This is a genomic window from Anabaena sp. UHCC 0187 (genome assembly GCF_009712035.1).
In the GTDB taxonomy this organism is placed as follows: Bacteria; Cyanobacteriota; Cyanobacteriia; order Cyanobacteriales; family Nostocaceae; genus Dolichospermum.
In genome coordinates, this window is sequence record NZ_VILB01000011.1 from 338,339 (window position 1) to 357,564 (window position 19,226).

The 19,226-nt window shown below is 35.9% G+C and carries 15 protein-coding genes; all 15 read left to right on the top strand.

Annotation, left to right across the window (positions count from 1 at the left end; genetic code table 11):
* Nucleotides 1–19 precede the first annotated feature (19 nt).
* Nucleotides 20–784 (top strand): phytanoyl-CoA dioxygenase, encoded by a 765-nt coding sequence (locus FJR11_RS10645; protein ID WP_168503650.1) that lies wholly within the window; start codon nucleotides 20–22, stop codon nucleotides 782–784.
* 132 nt (nucleotides 785–916) lie between these two features.
* Nucleotides 917–1,906 (top strand): glycosyltransferase family 2 protein, encoded by a 990-nt coding sequence (locus FJR11_RS10650; protein WP_168503651.1) that lies wholly within the window; start codon nucleotides 917–919, stop codon nucleotides 1,904–1,906.
* Between the two features lie 96 nt (nucleotides 1,907–2,002).
* Complete coding sequence (gene rfbC, locus FJR11_RS10655) at nucleotides 2,003–2,548, top strand: dTDP-4-dehydrorhamnose 3,5-epimerase (RefSeq protein ID WP_168503652.1); 546 nt, start codon at nucleotides 2,003–2,005, stop codon at nucleotides 2,546–2,548.
* Nucleotides 2,549–2,550: 2 nt separating this feature from the next.
* On the top strand, nucleotides 2,551–3,864 hold the full coding sequence (locus FJR11_RS10660) for an NAD(P)H-dependent oxidoreductase (protein WP_168503653.1): 1,314 nt from the start codon (nucleotides 2,551–2,553) through the stop codon (nucleotides 3,862–3,864).
* A gap of 257 nt (nucleotides 3,865–4,121) precedes the next feature.
* Entirely contained in the window at nucleotides 4,122–5,207 is a 1,086-nt protein-coding gene (locus FJR11_RS10665) for a glycosyltransferase (protein WP_168503654.1), read from the top strand.
* Nucleotides 5,208–5,359: 152 nt separating this feature from the next.
* A complete protein-coding gene (locus tag FJR11_RS10670) occupies nucleotides 5,360–7,588 on the top strand; it encodes a polysaccharide biosynthesis tyrosine autokinase (protein WP_168503655.1) in 2,229 nt (742 codons plus the stop codon).
* 609 nt (nucleotides 7,589–8,197) lie between these two features.
* Entirely contained in the window at nucleotides 8,198–8,944 is a 747-nt protein-coding gene (gene hepC / locus FJR11_RS10675) for a heterocyst development glycosyltransferase HepC (protein WP_371417504.1), read from the top strand.
* Nucleotides 8,945–9,195: 251 nt separating this feature from the next.
* A complete protein-coding gene (hepA, locus tag FJR11_RS10680; RefSeq protein WP_168503657.1) occupies nucleotides 9,196–11,040 on the top strand; it encodes a heterocyst formation ABC transporter subunit HepA in 1,845 nt (614 codons plus the stop codon).
* Between the two features lie 178 nt (nucleotides 11,041–11,218).
* A complete protein-coding gene (locus FJR11_RS10685; protein ID WP_254444736.1) occupies nucleotides 11,219–12,658 on the top strand; it encodes a glycosyltransferase in 1,440 nt (479 codons plus the stop codon).
* 153 nt (nucleotides 12,659–12,811) lie between these two features.
* On the top strand, nucleotides 12,812–13,681 hold the full coding sequence (locus FJR11_RS10690; RefSeq protein ID WP_168503659.1) for a hypothetical protein: 870 nt from the start codon (nucleotides 12,812–12,814) through the stop codon (nucleotides 13,679–13,681).
* Between the two features lie 62 nt (nucleotides 13,682–13,743).
* Complete coding sequence (locus tag FJR11_RS10695; RefSeq protein WP_168503660.1) at nucleotides 13,744–14,904, top strand: glycosyltransferase family 4 protein; 1,161 nt, start codon at nucleotides 13,744–13,746, stop codon at nucleotides 14,902–14,904.
* A 27-nt stretch (nucleotides 14,905–14,931) separates the two neighbouring features.
* On the top strand, nucleotides 14,932–16,110 hold the full coding sequence (locus tag FJR11_RS10700) for a glycosyltransferase family 1 protein (RefSeq protein ID WP_168503661.1): 1,179 nt from the start codon (nucleotides 14,932–14,934) through the stop codon (nucleotides 16,108–16,110).
* Between the two features lie 11 nt (nucleotides 16,111–16,121).
* Nucleotides 16,122–17,108: a glycosyltransferase family 2 protein gene (locus FJR11_RS10705; protein ID WP_168503662.1), complete on the top strand. Its 987-nt coding sequence runs from the start codon at nucleotides 16,122–16,124 to the stop codon at nucleotides 17,106–17,108.
* A 33-nt stretch (nucleotides 17,109–17,141) separates the two neighbouring features.
* On the top strand, nucleotides 17,142–18,344 hold the full coding sequence (locus tag FJR11_RS10710) for a glycosyltransferase family 4 protein (RefSeq protein ID WP_168503663.1): 1,203 nt from the start codon (nucleotides 17,142–17,144) through the stop codon (nucleotides 18,342–18,344).
* Nucleotides 18,262–19,221, top strand: coding sequence for a glycosyltransferase family 2 protein (locus tag FJR11_RS10715; protein ID WP_168503664.1), 960 nt, complete (start codon nucleotides 18,262–18,264; stop codon nucleotides 19,219–19,221). The genes FJR11_RS10710 and FJR11_RS10715 overlap by 83 nt, the downstream gene beginning before the upstream one ends.
* Nucleotides 19,222–19,226: the final 5 nt, after the last annotated feature.

Genomic DNA, 19,226 nt, shown 5'->3' on the forward strand with positions numbered 1-19,226 from the left:
TTTAATCGGTAGGTATTTCATGCTTAACAGTATTAAAGACAAAGTATCTTTATTCCAGTCTGAGTTGAATTATCAAGCAAATCTTTGGCAGCATCAGAGAAATTTGCCTACTATCAATTCAGGGGATCACTTGATTGTTGAACATCTTAAAAGAGAAGGTGTTTACATCACGTCTTTAGCAGATTTAGGTTTATCATCTACTTCAAAAATGTTAGCTAGTGCTAATAGTTATGCAGATAGTATGGTAAATCCCAGAGATATTCATGCAGGGTATAAGTTACCACAAATTTATACAATTACAGATTTACCAGAATTTTTTAATTGGGGAATTGAAACCCGACTACAAAACATTATTGAAAATTATATAGGTTTACCTATCGTTTTTCATGGTGTTCATGTGCGGAAAGACTTCCCTAATGAGCAACAACTGGAGACTTTACTATGGCATAAAGATTCTGAAGATAGACGCATGATTAAAGTCATTATCTATCTAAATGATGTAACTGAAAAACAGGGGCCATTTGAATATATTCCACTACCTGTTAATTTTCTAGAACGAGTTAACAATTATCGAGTTGATTATGAACTTTGGCGTTCTAATTTTCTAGGAATTAACGACGATAAAATGATGAAAATAATTCCTAAATCAGCCTGGAAATCCTGCCCTGGCAAAGCTGGGACTGTGATTTTTGCGGATACAAGGAATATTTTACATCATGGTACTGCAAGAAGCCTAGAGCGTTCAGCTTTATTTTTTGCATACACAGCTAACTCTCCTAAATGACCAGAACTTTGTACACAATATCATGATGATACCTTTGCCAAACCAAGTCAACAATTAATAGCTGGTAGCTTAGGTTCAAGATAGAAAATCATAGCCAAAAACATTTGCCCTCTCAATAATAATTTATCTACAATGAATCCAGTATTGACAATTGCTATACCCACATATAACCGTGCTGCTTTACTTGATAAACAGTTAACATGGCTGGCGAAATCTATCAAAGGTTTTGAATCTGAATGTGAAATTATTGTTTCTGATAACTGTTCAGAAGATAATACACAGGAAATAGTTAAAAAATGGCAGTCATTTTTACCAACTACAACATTTCATATCAACAAAAATAGTGAAAATGTTGGCGTAATGAAAAATATTGCTTATTGCATTAAAGCAGCAACAAGTAAATATGTTTGGACTATTAGTGATGATGATATTATCGCTGATAACACGATATCTTATCTCATTAATACGTTAAAAAAAGAGCCAGATTTAGCATTACTAATTTTGAATTTTTCCTGTCGTCATGAAGTAACAGGTGAATTATTATATCAACGCTGTTATAAGCTTCATCATGAACAAATTGAGCATGATGGTGAATCGGCATTTGAACGTTGTATACAGGAAAATCGCTCTGGGGTACAACTGATGTCTGCTCAAGTATACAAAACAGAATTAGCTCAAAGCGCTCTACAAAAATGGACTAATGGTGTAAAAAACTTAGATTATCAGGTCTATTTAACTGGGTTTTGTGCTTTTCATGGCAGTGTAAAAATAACCAAAGATACTTTTTTGGAAAATGCTTTTGGTGCTAGTCATTGGATGGTGAAGCCAAAGATATTGCTAAAGATGCAATATACTTATTCACCTGAAGTTAATATCAAACTCCAGGAAATAGGATACTCTAAATTATTTTGTAGTCAATTAATTCTTCAGCACTTTACTGACAATAATTGGCGAGTTTTCTTCGGGGCTTTGAGAAGATGGCCTATCATGGCAATTACCACAATCATTCCTTACTTTGGTTTAGTATGTACATCACTCCTGGAAAGTGTTATAGCCCAACAAGAGATGGAACTTAAAACTTCACATTTAACCAGTTTAAGAAATAAAAAAATATCATTGTGATACCTTTTTTTATATAAATACCCCATGGAGATTTAAGGTATAAACCTAAAATCAAAACCCGTTCTGTTATCCTCAATAAAAACTTTCTCAACAACCATGATTTTTACCTCTACTAAACTCGCTGGTGCTTTCATTATTGACTTAGAAGAAAAGCCCGATGCTCGCGGTTTTTTTGCTCGCACTTTCTGCGCTGATGAATTTATCGCTCATGGTTTAAAACCAACAGTTGCCCAATGTAACCTTTCTTTCAATCATAAAAAAGGCACATTGCGGGGAATGCACTATCAAACTCTTCCCGCAGCCGAAACAAAATTAATTCGCTGCACTCAAGGAGCGATTTATGACGTAATTGTGGATATGCGTCCTGAATCTCCTACTTATCTAGTGCATATTGGTGTAGAACTGAGTGCAGAAAATCGTCGCGCTCTTTATGTTCCAGAAATGTTTGCCCATGGTTATCAAGCTTTAACCGATGGTGCAGAAGTTGTGTATCAAGTGGGTGAATTTTACACTCCTGGATATGAAAGAGGTTTGCGTTATGATGATCCAATTTTAGAAATTTCTTGGCCATTGGATGCAACGGAAATGTCTGATAAAGATCGGAATTGGCCTTTACTAGAATCTATTTTAATAGGAGTTTAATCATGATTATTGTTGATAAAGCTTTACAAGCGCGGGCTGCATTAGGTAAGCCAGTAAAAGTGGCAATGATTGGGGCTGGTTTTATGGGTCGAGGCATTGCCAATCAAATTGTCAATTCTGTGCCAGGAATGGAGTTAGTTGCTATTTCTAATCGTCATATTGATTCAGCTAAACGAGCTTATGTAGAAGCAGGAATTGAGGATATCAAAATTGTTGATAACTTGGCTGATTTAGAAAATGCACTTGCTCAAAATGAGTATGCAATCACCGAAGATGCGATGTTGCTATGTGAAGCAGATGGCATAGATGCAATCATTGAAGTGACAGGAACAATTGAATATGCGGCTCATTTGGTCATGTGTGCGATCGCTCATCACAAGCATATCATTTTAATGAATGCCGAACTTGATGGCACAATTGGGCCTATCCTCAAAGTCCATGCAGACCGGGCTGGCGTGATTCTCAGCGCCTGTGATGGCGACCAACCAGGGGTAGAAATGAACCTGTACCGCTTTGTCAAAAGCATCGGTTTAAAGCCTTTACTGTGTGGCAACATCAAAGGTTTACAAGACCCCTACCGCAACCCCACCACCCAAGCAGGTTTTGCCCAACGCTGGGGTCAAAATCCCGCCATGGTAACAAGCTTTGCTGACGGCACGAAAATTTCCTTTGAGCAAGCCATAGTAGCCAACGGCACAGGGATGAAAGTAGCCAAGCGGGGGATGTTGGGATACGACTACACCGGTCATGTGGATGAAATGACCAAAATGTATGACATTGACCAACTGCAAGAATTAGGCGGTATCGTTGATTACGTTGTTGGCACTAAACCAGGTCCAGGAGTATTTGTATTTGCTACTCACGAAGACCCCAAACAACGCCATTATCTCAACCTTTATAAACTAGGTGAAGGACCTCTGTACAGCTTCTATACCCCCTATCACCTTTGTCATTTTGAAGTTCCCCTGTCCGTAGCTCGCGCTGTCCTCTTCCATGATGCTGTGCTTGCACCCATCGCCGGTCCGGTTGTTGATGTCGTCACCACCGCCAAAATTGATCTCACAGCCGGAGAAACTCTTGATGGTATTGGTTATTACATGACCTATGGCCAATGTGAAAATTCCCCAATTGTGCAACAAGAAAACTTACTACCAATGGGTATTGCTGAAGGATGCCGCTTGAAGCGTGATATTCCTAAAGATCAGGTTCTCACTTACGATGATGTGGAATTGCCTGAAGGCAGACTTTGCGATCAATTACGGGCTGAACAAGCAGTTTATTTTGCTCCTGTGAAAACTTTAGCGCTCACAAAATAGTTTTCAAATTAGCATCAAGATAATTCAGAGGTTTCCTGATATTTTCATTTAACCTCTGAATTTACATATATACAGTAAATAACAGAGATTATTTTGATAATCTTGTGAGGTTTTGCATGATTTAAACTCCTATTAAACAAATAAATTAATTGATACAAAGCAAGGGATACAACCTAGTAATGCAACATTAAAAATTAAATTACTAGAGAATAAATATTAAACCCAATCGCCAATTACCAAATTATAGGGAATCAGATATGAAAATTGCTCTTGTTCATGATTACTTAACCCAGCGCGGTGGAGCAGAGCGCGTATTTGAATTACTGTGTAAGCGATATCCTGAAGCTGACATTTTCACCTCATTATACGACCCCCAAAAAAGTATTGATTTAGGGGAACGTATTATTAACACCACATTTTTGCAAAAAATTCCTGGTGCAACCAAATATTTTCGGATGTTAGCTCCCCTCTATTTTCCGGCATTTCGCTCTTTGGATTTGCAAGACTATGATCTAATTATTAGCAGCAGTACCAGTTTTGCTAAAGCAGTCCGGAAAAATCCCGCAGCTAGACATATTTGTTTTTGTCATAATGTTACCCGGTTTTTATGGGATACAGAAACTTATTTACGGGAATACGGAGACTATAGATACTTTGCTCCTCTCATTGAAAAAATATTTCAAATGATGAGAAATGTAGACCTGCAATATGCTCAAGAACCCGATCTCTACATTGCCAATTCTAGTATTGTTGCCCGACGAATTCAAAATATTTATCATAAAGAAGCCATTGCTATTAACTATCCAATTGATACTAGCAATTTTGTTTTCTCCGATACCAAAGAAGAATATTACTTGGCATCGGCGCGGATGATAAGTTATAAACGTCTTGATATAATAGTCGAAGCTTTTAATTGGTTAGGCTGGAACTTATTAATATCAGGTGATGGACCAGAACAAGAAAGATTAAAAGCCCAGGCATTACCCAACATCCAATTTCTAGGTCATGTCAGTGATAGAGAACGTAAAGATTTATTCTCTAAAGCCAAATCAATTATTGTTGCGGCTTTAGAAGATTATGGATTAGTTCCAGTCGAGGCAAATGCTAGTGGTACACCAGTCATTGCCTATGGAGCAGGTGGAGTATTAGATACTCAAATACCAGGGAAAACAGGCGTATTTTTTAAGAGACAAACACCATGCTCTCTACAAGCAGCATTACTAGAAGCCAGAGGAATATCTTGGGATTACGAAACTATCCGTAATCACGCTGTTAGCAAGTTTTCAGAACAGTCATTTTTTAGCAAAGTTGATCAAATTATTGATCAAGCTAGTACCGCATGACGGAATTAAAGATTAAAAAAAAAGCAAATTTCACCAGCTTTTTCAAAATTTTTAATCCTTGCTTGACTTCCGTCTTTGTGTGCTAGTAATGTGCATCTTTCATTTAATTTTTTAGGTGTTTGCGTAGTTTATCGCAGATAAGGATAATAAAAGTGGTTCAAACTAGTCTAAGTCCAAATACAAATCCAGCATCAGAAACAGAACCAGGTTATGGACAAATATTTGCTGTAATTTTGCGGCGATTCCCCTGGTTATTATTAGTATTGCTGAGTTCTACGGCTATTGCTGGCATCATGACCTTAAAAACAGAACCCAGCTTCAAAAGTACCATGCAATTGTTAGTAGAAGCTAACTATCAAGGGAAAAAAGAAGGTGATAACGGCGAAAGTCAGTTTACTGATGCTAACGTCCAGGTAGATACGGCAACTCAATTGAACTTAATGCAGAGTTCTGGGCTGATTCAAAAAGCAGTTGATAAACTCAAGACTGAATATCCAAACTTAACAGCAATGGATCTAAAAAAGTCTTTAGTATTAACTCAACTGAAGACTCCAGAGGATAATATTGTCACTAAAATCTTTCAAGTTGATTATAGTGATAACGATCCAGAGAAAACCGAAAAAGTTCTCAAGACTATTCAGCAAGTTTATTTAGAATATAATAAACAACAGCAGGATTCGCGCTTACAGAAAGGTCTGCAAGTCATCAGAGATCAATTGAGAAAAGCGACAGATGAAGTCACCGCTTCCGAAGCAAATTTGCAACGGTTTCGGAGAACTCAGAATTTAATTGATCCAGAAACTCAGGCCAAAACTGTAGAGACAACTTTAAATACTATCCAGCAAGAACGACAAACAACTCGTTCCCAGTATGAAGAAGCTGTAGCAAAGCAAAAATCTTTGCAAGTACAGCTAAACCGTTCTCCACAAAATGCCTTAGTTTCTTCCCGTTTGAGTCAGTCTACTCGCTATCAAGGCTTACTCAACGAAATTCAGAAAACAGAACTAGCTTTAGCCCAGGAACGTTTACGCTTCACTGACGATACTCCCAGCGTTCAAAAATTGACCGAACAACTGCAAAGTCAAAAACAACTTTTGCAAAAAGAAGTCAGCAGAACCTTGGGACAAAATTCTCATCCTGTTGCCAGTTCTGGAGATAATCTTCTAGAACAAGGACAATTTGGGCAAATTGATCTTAATCTCGCAGGGCAGTTAGTAGAAACGCAAACTACTATAGTTTCATTAAGCGCACGTGATCAAACTTTAGCAGTAAAAGAGAAAGAATTACAAGCAGACCTCAAACGTTTTCCTTCTCTATTAGCTTATTACAATCGCATACTTCCCCAACTACAATTTAGCAGAGAAAGATTAGAACAATTATTAAGAGCAGAACAAAAATTACGCCAGGAACTTTCTAAAGGTGGATTTAATTGGGAAGTAGTCGAAGAACCTCAACAAGGTATGCAAACAGGCCCTAACCTCAAACAAAACCTATTATTAGGAGGAGTTATTGGGTTAATGTTAGGAGGTGTTGCGGCCTTTATTCGTGAAGCATCTGATGACGCTGTACATACTACTGCGGAATTAGAAAAACAGGTTGCTCTCCCATTATTAGGAACAACTCCTAAATTGCCACCTGCTAGACCCAGGGAATCAATGATTAAATTGCCATTTGGCAAACCAGAAGTTCTTGCTCCTTGGACAATTCAAGTATTACAATCTCCTCCTCGTTGGGAAGCACTTGATCTAATTTACAAAAATATTGAACTGCTCAATAATGTCTCTGATTTGAGATCCTTAATGGTGACATCAGCGTTGCCAGATGATGGTAAGTCAGCCTTAGCTTTAGGTCTAGCCATGAGTGCAGCTCGCTTGCATAAAAAAGTCTTACTAATTGATGCTAACTTACGCGATCCTAATCTGCACAAACAGCTAAATCTTCCTAATGAACAGGGACTTTCAACTTTATTAGAAAGTGAAGTTACCGTACCTAATCACATCAGTGTTCCCTACTCCGGCTCATCTTATATTGATATTTTGACCGCTGGCCCCATACCAACCGATCCTGCCCATCTTTTGAGTTCTCCGCGCATGATAGAATTGATGGCTGCATTTGAAGAAAACTATGATTTGGTACTCATAGATGCCCCTTCCGTCTTAGGTTTAGTTGATGCTATGCTCACAGCGTCATCTTGTCGGAGTGTGGTGATGATGGCTAGTATTGGTAAGGTGACACGCACCCAACTTAATCAAGCTACAAAGATGTTGAGTAAGTTAAATTTGATTGGAGTTGTGGCTAATGGTGCATCTCCATCTGACAGCACTTATGTCCCCTATATAAAGCCGAAACAGTTGGTATTGCAACAAGCATTGGAAGAATAAACCAGAATATTTGATAATTATTCAACCAAATACAAATATATTTACCCTCGGCTATCCGGGGGTTTTTAATTAAATAAAATCCTCAATAAATTATCTATTTAATATGTTTTTAAAACAACAAAATCTTGGTTATTTTTATTTAGTGACAATTAATTCATTTTATCATAGCTTAATATTTCGCACAGAAAAGTAATATCTATTTAAAGAGTGAATAAAGAAGTTGCTTATTGATGATCTATTTATCAAGATTCTTATATTCTAGAGATTGAAACACATATTCAAAGCAAGAGTTCAGAATTTAGAAGTCATTGAGTCAAGAAAAAGTAATTATACATTCTGAATCTTGACTATTCCAACTTGCCTCTTGCCTTGCCATAACAACAATTTTCAACACCAACCTACTTAAGTGTCATCAATTTTCAGTTATTTTAATAATACTCAGTCAAACAGCTTATGTTAGGACTGGATATAGGGAAAACCATTAGGAGGAATGAGTATAGAGAAAATTGTCATTTGTATTTACTCACCTTTATCTGCGTTTAAACCGCACCTTTTCTGATCATTTTACACTCTCTCTCTATTACTTTATCACTGCCAATATATATGTCAATGTCAGTCATTTCCAATCCCAATAATAACTACATTATCCCTCAGCAGTCTGAAAATATTAGCTGCCTATCCTGCACCTTACAATGGCGTATGGGAAAGTTATTAGTAAAAAGTTCTGGAAAATTACCACAGCTATATTTAGCTTCACTAGAGAATAAAGAATCTTTAATAGAGTGTTTAAAGCATTCTTCAGTTAGTTTAGTCAGCATAGATCCAAAAATAGGTGATTCTTTATTAAAAGTTTGGGCAGATGCTTGTTTACAAGCTAATAAACCCATATTTGTGAGTATTCCTAGACATCATAAATTTCCGAAGAAAGGTCATCAAATTTTCAGAGTTTTATCAAGAATCATTGATTGGACTTTAGCTTTATTTCTGCTGCTATTTATGAGTCCATTTGTTCTAGCAGGATTTATAATCATGCGAATATATTCCCCCAGGTTTTTGCTGGATTATGAATGGTATATTGGCGAAAACTGTCAACTTTTTCGAGTTATTAAGTTTTCTTCAACTACCTCAGGAAGTCTTAGGGACTCACATATTAGCTTAAGTAAATATTGCCTAGAAAATTTCTGCAAATTATTGAATGTATTGCAAGGCAGAAATTGCTTAATTGGCAAATGTTCTTTATCCTTGGAGGATGCGACGAAGTTAAGCTTGGAGAAACAGGATAAAAAGTTAAATCAACAACCTAAATTCATTAAATCATTACAGATGATATCTAAAAATAAAATACCTACGGCTTAGGAGAATTAGATAATTTTCGATTTCGATAAATATTTCCTGTTTTGATATTTATCACCATGAATTATGTACCTAATTCAGAAATAATAAATACTATGCAAATAGTGATTTGCACTGTATTTAAAAAGGAAGTTATTTTTGAATTGCTACTTTTTTGATTTTATTCTCTGTGCATCAAAATCAGGATACTTCTTTTCTTTTGATTGATATTTCTGTGCTTAATTAGTAAAATTATCCTCCAAAATTTTTATTTTATGGATTCTAAATTTCTACTGTCAACTGTGAAACTTTTCCAAGCTACGAGTTTTTGGCAAAATAACCGATTAATATTACGAGAATTTAAAAACTTTCGACTTGTGGCAATTTTAGCCTTAGTGTTTTCAATATTATCTGCAAGTTTTGAAGGGTTTGGTTTAGGATTTTTATTAGTATTCTTACAAAGCTTAACAACTCCTGGTAGTGAACCAGTAAAAACAGGAATTGAGTGGTTTGATATTTTGATTTTAGGAATTAATGCTTCAGCAACAGAACGATTATATCGAGTATCGACTTTAATTGTAACCACAACTTGTATGCGCGCATTATTTAATTATCTTGCGCAAGTTTGCATTAATTTTAGTGAAATAAGTCTAGTAGACAGTCTCCGTAAACGAATTTTTGAACAATTGGAAGCTCAAACTCTCAATTATTTTAATCATAAAAAATCTGGAGAATTAGTTAATATACTCACCAATGAAATGGAGCGAATTAGACAGCTTGTTGGTGGCACAGCTTTTTTAATAACTAGAAGCTTCGCACTGATTGTCTATTCTACTTCCTTGTTTATGCTTTCGTGGAAAATGTCCATGGTGGCAATTTCGCTATTTAGTCTTGTAGCAGTGGGATTATCTACACTTAATAAACAAATTAGAGAACGTAGTTTTGGTATTACTAAGGCTAATGATAATTTTACTTCTAGGACGCTTGAGTTTATTGAAGGTATCCGCACAATTCATGCTTTTTCTACTCAAGAATTTGAGCGAAAAAGGTATTATCAAGCAAGTGAAAAAATAGTTAATACTTTAAAAAGTGTTGATTTGATTTCCTTAGTCGTAAAACCTGTCGCTGAAAGTATATCTACTCTGATTCTTATCAGTATGATCATCGTGGCATTAACTACGGGTTTAATGAAGGTTTCTGCTTTGCTGACCTTCTTTTTTGTCCTATTTCGCATTATGCCTATGATTCAAGATATAAATGGAGTTGTAGCTTTTTTAATTACTCAGACAGGAGCAGTAGAAAATATCAAGAATCTGTTGAAAACTGATGATAAAATCTACTTTCAAAATGGCAAACTTAGATTTCCAGGTTTAAAAAGATCAATTGATTTAGTATCTGTAGATTTCGACTATAATCTTAATCAACGAGTTTTACATAATATTACTCTTTCCATTAAACAAGGTGAGATGACAGCTTTAGTTGGTTCATCTGGTGCTGGTAAAACTACACTTGCAGATTTAATTCCTCGGTTTCATGATGCGAGTGATGGCTATATTTATATAGATGAAGTTGATATTCGCAAATTTGAAATTAATTCTCTTCGTCGTCAGATAGCAGTTGTGAGTCAGAACACATTTATTTTCAATACTTCTGTTTGGAAAAATATTTCTTACGGCACACCAACAGCCACAGAAGCAGAAATTGAAGAAGCTGCTCGACTGGCAAATGCTCTAGAATTTATTCTAGAAATGCCTGAAGGGTTTAATACAGAATTAGGAGATAGAGGTGTGCGGTTATCAGGGGGACAAAGACAACGGATTGCCATTGCTAGAGCATTGCTGAGAAATCCAGAAATCTTGATTTTAGATGAAGCTACAAGTGCTTTAGATTCTCTCTCTGAACGGTTAATTCAAGAATCACTAGAAAAGCTCTCTGTTGGCCGGACAGTAATTACAATTGCTCACCGTCTTTCTACTATTGCTAAGGCAGATAAAGTTGTGGTTCTAGAACAGGGAAGAATCATTGAACAGGGTAAATATCAAGAACTACTAGAACTTAAAGGGAAACTTTGGCAATATCACCAAATGCAGTATGAAACTAGTCCTCAACATGATAGTTGATCATTTAAATTACCTATGGTGCTAGGGAACGGAAAATAAGGTAAGTTAAAGGGTGCTAATTTCTCAAACAATTAAATAGGAGTCTTTTATTTATCCTAAATTCTCAATATTTAGAAAATAAATATTCTGCACAGTTTTAGTTAATAAGTTAGTAATTAGTCAACCAATGTATAGAAAAATGAATAATTCTTTTTTGGGATTTCTATCTTTAAGTTTTACTAAATTTAAAAAAGCTGCTATTATCCCCAATAATTTGGCAGACAAATCACAAAATCAGCCAAAAGTTTTCTGTGTGGCTCATTATTTACCTCCGTTAAAAAACCCTATTGCCTATAGGGCTAATAAACTCTTAGGAGAATTCCAGAAAACTTGGAAAGTAGATGTATTAACTGCCACAAAAGATAGTTGTTTACCAGGAAAATGTAATATTCATTATGTAAAAAGTTACTATCCTGAAGCTTTAATTACATGGTTACAAAAACTAAGATTTGAGAAAATATTAAACTTATTAATTTGGCCAGATCCAGAAATATTTTGGGTTTTTCCCGCAGTGTTAAAAGGCTACCAGTTAATTAAACAACAAAAACCAGATGCAATTTTTGTGATCATGATGCCCTATTCTGCGGGTTTGGTGGGAGTAGCACTAAAATGGCTGACAGGTTTACCTTTAGTAGTTAGTTTAGATGATTCACTTAGTTGCACTGATATGCACCCCAATACTGTTAGTTGGTTACATCATCATCTTGAACGTTGGTTAGAAAACCTTTATGTTCGACAAGCAAATGCGGTAGTTTATGTTTCTCAATTCAATTTAGATCTAGTCAAAAATCGTCAACCTGAATCTGAAAAATCTAAATTTCATTTAATTCGTTGTGGTGCAGATCCTTTGGATTTTGCTACTCCTATTAATTCCCAAAATGATAATTCATCTTTCGAGATTATTTACACGGGAGGGATGAATGGATGGTATAATTTCTATCATCTACCTCAAGAAAAAACTTTAGTTAAAAAACTTTATAAAGCTTGGCTAGAATGGGGATATTATCAACGAACAAAAATTGATCATCGTAGTTCTAGTCCAGTTTTTGTAGGTCAGGCAATTAAAAAACTCATCTCTCAAAAATTGGCATGGGAAAACAAAATTAAACTCTCGGTTTATGGCAATAGTTTTCCTGAATTTGTAGTTAATAAAGTCTTACAAAATCAAAATATTACAGATGTAGTGACTGTATCTGGAGCATTACCTCATTTTCAAGCTATTCAACTAGCTAGACAGGCAGATTTATTATTAATAACCTTACCAAATCGTCCAGATGGTACGCAAGGAGGAAGAATTTCTTGCAAAAGCTATGAATATTTAATGACAGATAGACCCATTTTAGCAGCAGTACCTTACGGAGAAAATTGGGATTATTTACAAGATAAACCCGGTATTTGGTTAGTAGAACCCACCGATATAGAGGCTATGAAAGAAGTAATTGCTCACATCGCTACAGCCAAATTTTCTGGATCTCCTTTACGATTTGATCGGACTCATTTACACAATGAATTAAGTTATCAAATCCTAGTGCAAGACTATTTAAAAATTTTCGATAATCTTTGCTCAATCTCAAATTAAACTAAGTCTTAATTGTAAATTGGGTTAAGTGTCGTACACAAGCACCGGACAATTTAAAGGTGTAATTACAAGCGTAATTTAACAAGACTTTAATTACACTGTTAGTATCAAGATTTCGATTCAGTATTATTTCTAGGTTATTGGAGAAAAGTTATGGTTAACATAGGCTATCATTCAGCAAAAATTCAAGGACAAATCCATCGTTTTTTGTACTCAAAAGCAATTAATAATATTGTAGCCTTTCCCATTATTCAACAGAGGAAAGTTAACATAAATGTCTATGCTTTCTCTTGTCAACGCGATTTAGCTATCCAAGTAGCAAATATTCGCTCATTTATTCGTCATGTTGGTATTCCTAACAAATTTACTGTCATTTCTGACGGTAGTTATTTGCCAAAATCTAGTAATATTTTACGTCAAATTCATCCTTGTGTTGATGTTGTGGAATGGCAAGATTTAGTGATAGGTGATATACCTAAACCTATCTCCAACTATGCGCTAGATTATCCTAATCGTGCCATCATGGCATTTTGGAGAAGATTGGCTGTATTAACTTCAATGCCCATTGAACAGCCAACAATTTACACTGATGCTGATATTCTATTTTTTCCAGGTGCTGAGGAAATTGTGAATTTATGTGAGTCAGATGATAGCTTTTCTTGGTATTTACCTGATTGCCTACCTTCATTAGATGAGCGAATAATATTACATAATCATGAGAAGTTAAACCCAGTAAATGCAGGTTTTTTCCTCCTAAAACAGCAAATAAATTGGGAAAAGTCTCTAGAACGTGTTGCCCAATTGGTAGATGTACCTGTATATTTTACAGAACAAACTGTGGTGCATTTAGCTATGCACAATAACCAAGCAAAACCACTTGATACAAACAAATTTATTTTAAGTGTTGATGACCAATTTAAGTATTTAGATCATTTCGATCAAAAGAAAATTGTTTTGAGACATTATGTCAATGATGTTAGACATAAATTTTGGTTAAATTTAGGTACTCCCGGCACAATTTGACCAGACAATTAAAGATCCATCAATTGTTTTACCTTATACGCCATAACTTTAATAAGTTAAATATGAATCATACAATAGTTGATCAAAAGATGATATATCACTGTTCTGGTGCTAATATTCGCGGTGGTGGTGGTCTAGAAACCTATATATCTTCTCTCATTAATTCCCAAAATTCCGAGCTAATTAATACTGGTGTTCAGCCAGAACAATTATTAATTAGTTCCTTGAAAAACCTGGAACAAAGTCAGTTTCCATTACTGCATATACATGATCCTGATATGTTAGTAAATTTTCGGGAACAATGCCCAGCCGTGTTAACTATTCATAATCATTCTAGTTATTGTCCTAGTGGTACAAAATACTTAGCAGATCGTCAACAAAAATGTGATCGCATAATGCACCCTCTTGGCTGTACTTGGGGACATTTAGTAGATGGTTGTGGTAGTCGTAAACCGCAAAATATTTTTCAAAGTTGGCAAAATACTTCTCATTTTCTTAAAGATATTAAAAATCTGAATATTACTGTAATTGCGAATAGTAATTATGTGCGAGAAGAAATTATTTTAAATGGCTTATCACCGGATAAAGTCGTGACTTTACTTTGTGCAGTAGAAAGACCTAAACATGATATTATCCCTTTAAATCAAGCAATTCATCACCAGCAACGGATTTTATTTGTCGGTCGCATTGTTCCCTATAAAGGTATTGAATGGTTGATCAAAGCATTAGCAAAAACTGATCAAAAAATTCACTTAGATATTGCCGGTGATGGTTGGGGTAAGCCCAAGATGGAAGAATTAGCTGAAAAAATGGGTTTAAGTAATCGGATTACTTGGCATGGTTGGTGCAATGGTAAAAAACTAGAATCACTTTATCAACAGTGTTTTACAGTGGTTTTTCCGAGTCTGTGGCCAGAACCTGCCGGCTTAGTAACTTTAGAAGCTTATGCCCATTGTCGTCCGATTATTGCTAGTGCTATTGGTGGTATTCCTGAATATATACAAGATGGCAAAACAGGTATTCTCGTAGCACATAATCACATTACTCAACTGTCAGATGCTATTACTGAATTAGCCACCAATTATCACAAAAGCCGATTAATAGGTGAACAAGGTCAGGCTTGGTTTGAACAAGAATTCACTATGGAAATTCATATGCAGAGATTGACAGAAATCTATAATAAAACCATTACTGATTTTAAAATTCAAAAGCAAAAACTGTAATATTTACTCAAGCCTCAGACTAAATACATGATAAATGATCTTGCTCTAAAATTTCCCCTCAAAATTTATTTTTATTGTGACCCTAGGGAGAATATTTCTATAGGAGATAAATTCCAACATTTATCAGTTTGTCTTGCGGAAGGTTTTCAAAAGTTAGGAATACCATTTTTTTCTAATGTTAATTATTGGCAAAGTTCTCTAAAAATATCAGAATACCTTTTTCAAACTCATGCCAAGGTGACACCAGATGATTGTTCTATTGTGATCATTACACATAATTGGTATCAGTTTTATCAACCATTGCCAAAAAAATTATTTCATCCTCAGCGTGAATATATCACTGTTTATTTAGATGATGAAGATAATAATCAAGCCTATACTAACAGACCGGAATTTAGGCAATTTGATTTTATCTTAAGAACTCATTTTAATAGCCAACTCAACTATGGATATAACTTTCATCCCTGGGCTTTTGGACTTAGTAATCGAATCTTAAAAGAACTGAATCAAGTTCCAGATTTTATCCAGAGAAAAAGGCAAATTTTAGTTAATTTTCGGCATTGGAAATCTGGACATCCTGTCAGAAATATTAGCTGTAGTCAACTTATTCCTCAGATGGAAAATATTCTCTCTCTTAATAATTTTATTGATGTTCCTCATCATCGTCCTCAAGAAGGATATCATTATTTACAATGGTTACAAACTGGTGGTAGACATTATCCAAATTATTATCAACGTCTGCAAGAATCTGTTGCTTGTAATTGCTTTGGTGGGTTCTTTGTACCTCCTTGGCCTAATGATCCTGGTAATGTAGTTAATCGCGGAATTAAACAAGTTTTAGCTAAGTTAAAATTACAATCAAATACAATTATACAGTGGGATAGTTGGCGTTTTTGGGAATCTTTAGCCGCAGGATGTGTTAGCTTTCATGTTGATTTTGAAAAATATGGGATTGCCTTACCTGTAATGCCTGAAAATTGGCGACATTATATTGGTGTAGATTTGGATAATATCCAAGCAACAATAGATAGAATTATCGCCAATCCAGAAATTCTAGAATATATTGCTAAAGAAGGAAGAAGTTGGGCAATTAAACATTATAGTCCTGTCCCTACAGCTTTACGTTTCTTAGAAATAGTTTCCCAAAAACCAAGCAAAATTCAAAGTAATTTTCTTTCTAATCCTCCAGTCAATATTAAAAATTAACCAGGAAAATTATGTCTATAAATGTTAAATCATCTGAACCTTTGGTAACTGTCATTATCCCTACCTACAATCGTATAGAATACCTCAAACACGCAATTAATAGTGCTGTTAAACAAACCTATAAAAATCTAGAAATTATAGTTTCTGATAATTGCAGTCCGGAAAATCCTCAAGCCCTAGTTGAATCATTTAAAGACCCACGCATTAAATTTTGGCGACATGGGCAAAATATTGGAATGCTGGGAAATCAATTGCATGGCTTTAAAATGGCACAGGGTAAATATATTGCCAGTCTTCATGACGATGATATTTGGAATGAAGACTTTTTAATCAAACTTGTGCCACATTTAGAAAAAAATCCCAGTTTAATTCTAGCCTTTTGTGACCAATATATTATTGATGCTCAAGGACAAATTAATTATTCGGGAACTGAGGAAAATTCACGGGGATTTAAGCGAGATCAAATCACACCAGGCATTCATGAAAACTTTACTAAAATTGGTTTGATTGATAAAAGTATCCCGACTGCGGCTGCTTGTGTAATTCGCAATGGTGTCCTTAATTGGGATAGTATTCCTTCACAAGTTGGGGGAATGTGGGATTTATATTTAACTTACCTTTGTTGTATTACTGGTTATGGAGTTTATTATGTTCCAGAAAAACTAACACAATATCGCGCCCATGAACAAACTGATACCATGCTTAGTGGTAGTCGCAATGTTCAAGCGAAAATTCGTAAAGGCAAAAGTGAGATATTCTGTTATCAAGTCTTTATGAAAGATGAACGGTTACAAGAATTTAATTCCTACTTTAGACAAAAATGGTTGGAAGCTAATACAACTTTAGGAATTGGGTTATTACGAGATCAACAAATTACAGCCGCCCGTCCTTATTTTTGGCAAACATTGACTGAACAAAAATTCAATTTGCGAACTTTAGTAGCCCTAATTCTCAGTTTTATTCCTCCAGCTTTAACGAATAAAATTTTGAATGTTTGATAATTCAGTACATTAAATAAACAGAGGTTATCCGTGAAACTTTGTATTGTTACTCACAAAATTAAGAAAGGTGATGGTCAAGGAAGAGTTAATTATGAAGTAGCTCAAGAAGCAATTCGTCAGGGTTATCAATTAACATTATTAGCCAGTGAAGTTGCCCCAGAATTGTTAGAGAATAGTTCCGTTAATTGGATTTCTATCCCAGTGGAAGGTTATCCTAGCGAATTGATTCGCAATTTCATTTTTGCAAAAAAAAGTGCAGATTGGTTGCGTAAAAATCGAGATACTTTTGATTTAATTAAAGTCAATGGTGCGATTACTATGGGGGCAGCAGATGTGAATGCTGTGCATTTTGTTCATAGTTCATGGTGGCTATCTCCTGTACATATTTCTCGCAGTCGCCGAGATTTTTACGGTTTATATCAATGGTTATTTACTGCGGCTAATTCCTATTGGGAAAAACAAGCTTTCTCTCAAGCCAAAAGTATTATTGCTGTCTCCGAAAAAGTTGCTAAAGAATTAGTAAATATTGGTGTTCCTCGCCAGAAAATTCGTGTCGTTCTCAATGGTGTAGATTTAGAAGAATTTACTCCTGGTGTCAGTTCTCGCACTTCATTAGGTTTGCCAGAAAATGTTACCTTAGCTTTATTTGCGGGAGATATTCGCACACCGAGAAAAAATTTAGATACGGTATTACAAGCTTTAAAAAAAGTTGCTAATTTACATTTAGCAGTCGTAGGAGACACTAAAGGTAGTCCATTTTTAGAATTAGCAAATAGTTTAGGTATCAGTGAACGAGTCCATTTTTTGGGCTATCGTCGAGATATTGCCAAAATTATGCAAGCAGCAGATTTATTTGTGTTTCCTTCCCGTTACGAAGCTTGCACCCTTGTACTATTAGAAGCATTGGCTTCCGCTCTACCAGTGATCACTGCCACCGCCACAGGGGGCGCAGAATTAGTCACAGCCGAAGCAGGAATTGTCTTGCCAGAAACCGATAACATTGATAATTTAGCTGCTAGTTTGTCTCTTTTAGCCAGCGATCGCTCATTACGTCAACAAATGGGACAAGCTGCTCGCATCGTCGCCGAACAGCATAGCTGGACAAATATGGCACAAAACTATCTCACTATTTTTACGGAATTAAACAACCATGAGAAACACAGTTCTCATCCCCACCTATCGCCGTCCTCAAGACCTATGCCGCTGTCTGAAAGCCCTACAACAGCAAACTAAATCAGTTGATCAGGCGATCGTCGTCATCCGCGACACAGACACAGAAACTCAGCAGTTTCTCGCCCAACTGCACCACCACTTACCTCTAGAAATTGTGACTGTTAACCAACCGGGAGTAGTCGCCGCCCTCAACGCTGGATTAGTTAAAGTTAACGGTGATATCCTTTCCATCACCGACGATGACGCAGCCCCCCATCCGGACTGGTTAGCTACAATTAATACTCATTTTAGCGTCAATGGTTCCATTGGTGGCGTTGGTGGCCGTGACTGGATTTATCAAGGAGATAAATTAGAAGACGCTTCTCGCCCCATAGTTGGTAAATTACAATGGTGTGGGCGCGTCATTGGCAACCATCATCTAGGCGTAGGCGCACCCCGCGAAGTTGATGTTCTCAAAGGTGTAAACATGAGCTTTCGTACCAAGGCTATTGGTAAACTGCGTTTTGATGAAAGAATGCGAGGAACAGGCGCACAGGTGCATTTTGAAATGTCCTTTGCTCTCACCCTCAAACGAGCCGGATGGAAAATGATTTATGATCCCAGTATTGCTGTAGATCATTATCCAGCCCAACGTTTTGATGAAGATCAACGCCAAAACTTTAACGACATTGCATTAATCAACCTAGTCCATAACGAAACCCTAGTTTTATTAGAACATCTTTCCTCACCGCGCCAAGTAGTATTTTTACTTTGGTCAGTTTTAGTCGGAACCAGGGAAAGTTTAGGAATATGTCAATGGCTAAGATTGTTTCCCAACCAAAGAGAACTTGCGACTAAAAAATTGCAAGCATCCTTACAAGGAAGGTGGTTAGGATATCAAAAATATAGAATCCAATCTAGAAAAATCAATCTGGCAAAACACCATCTTGGCTATTAATTAAC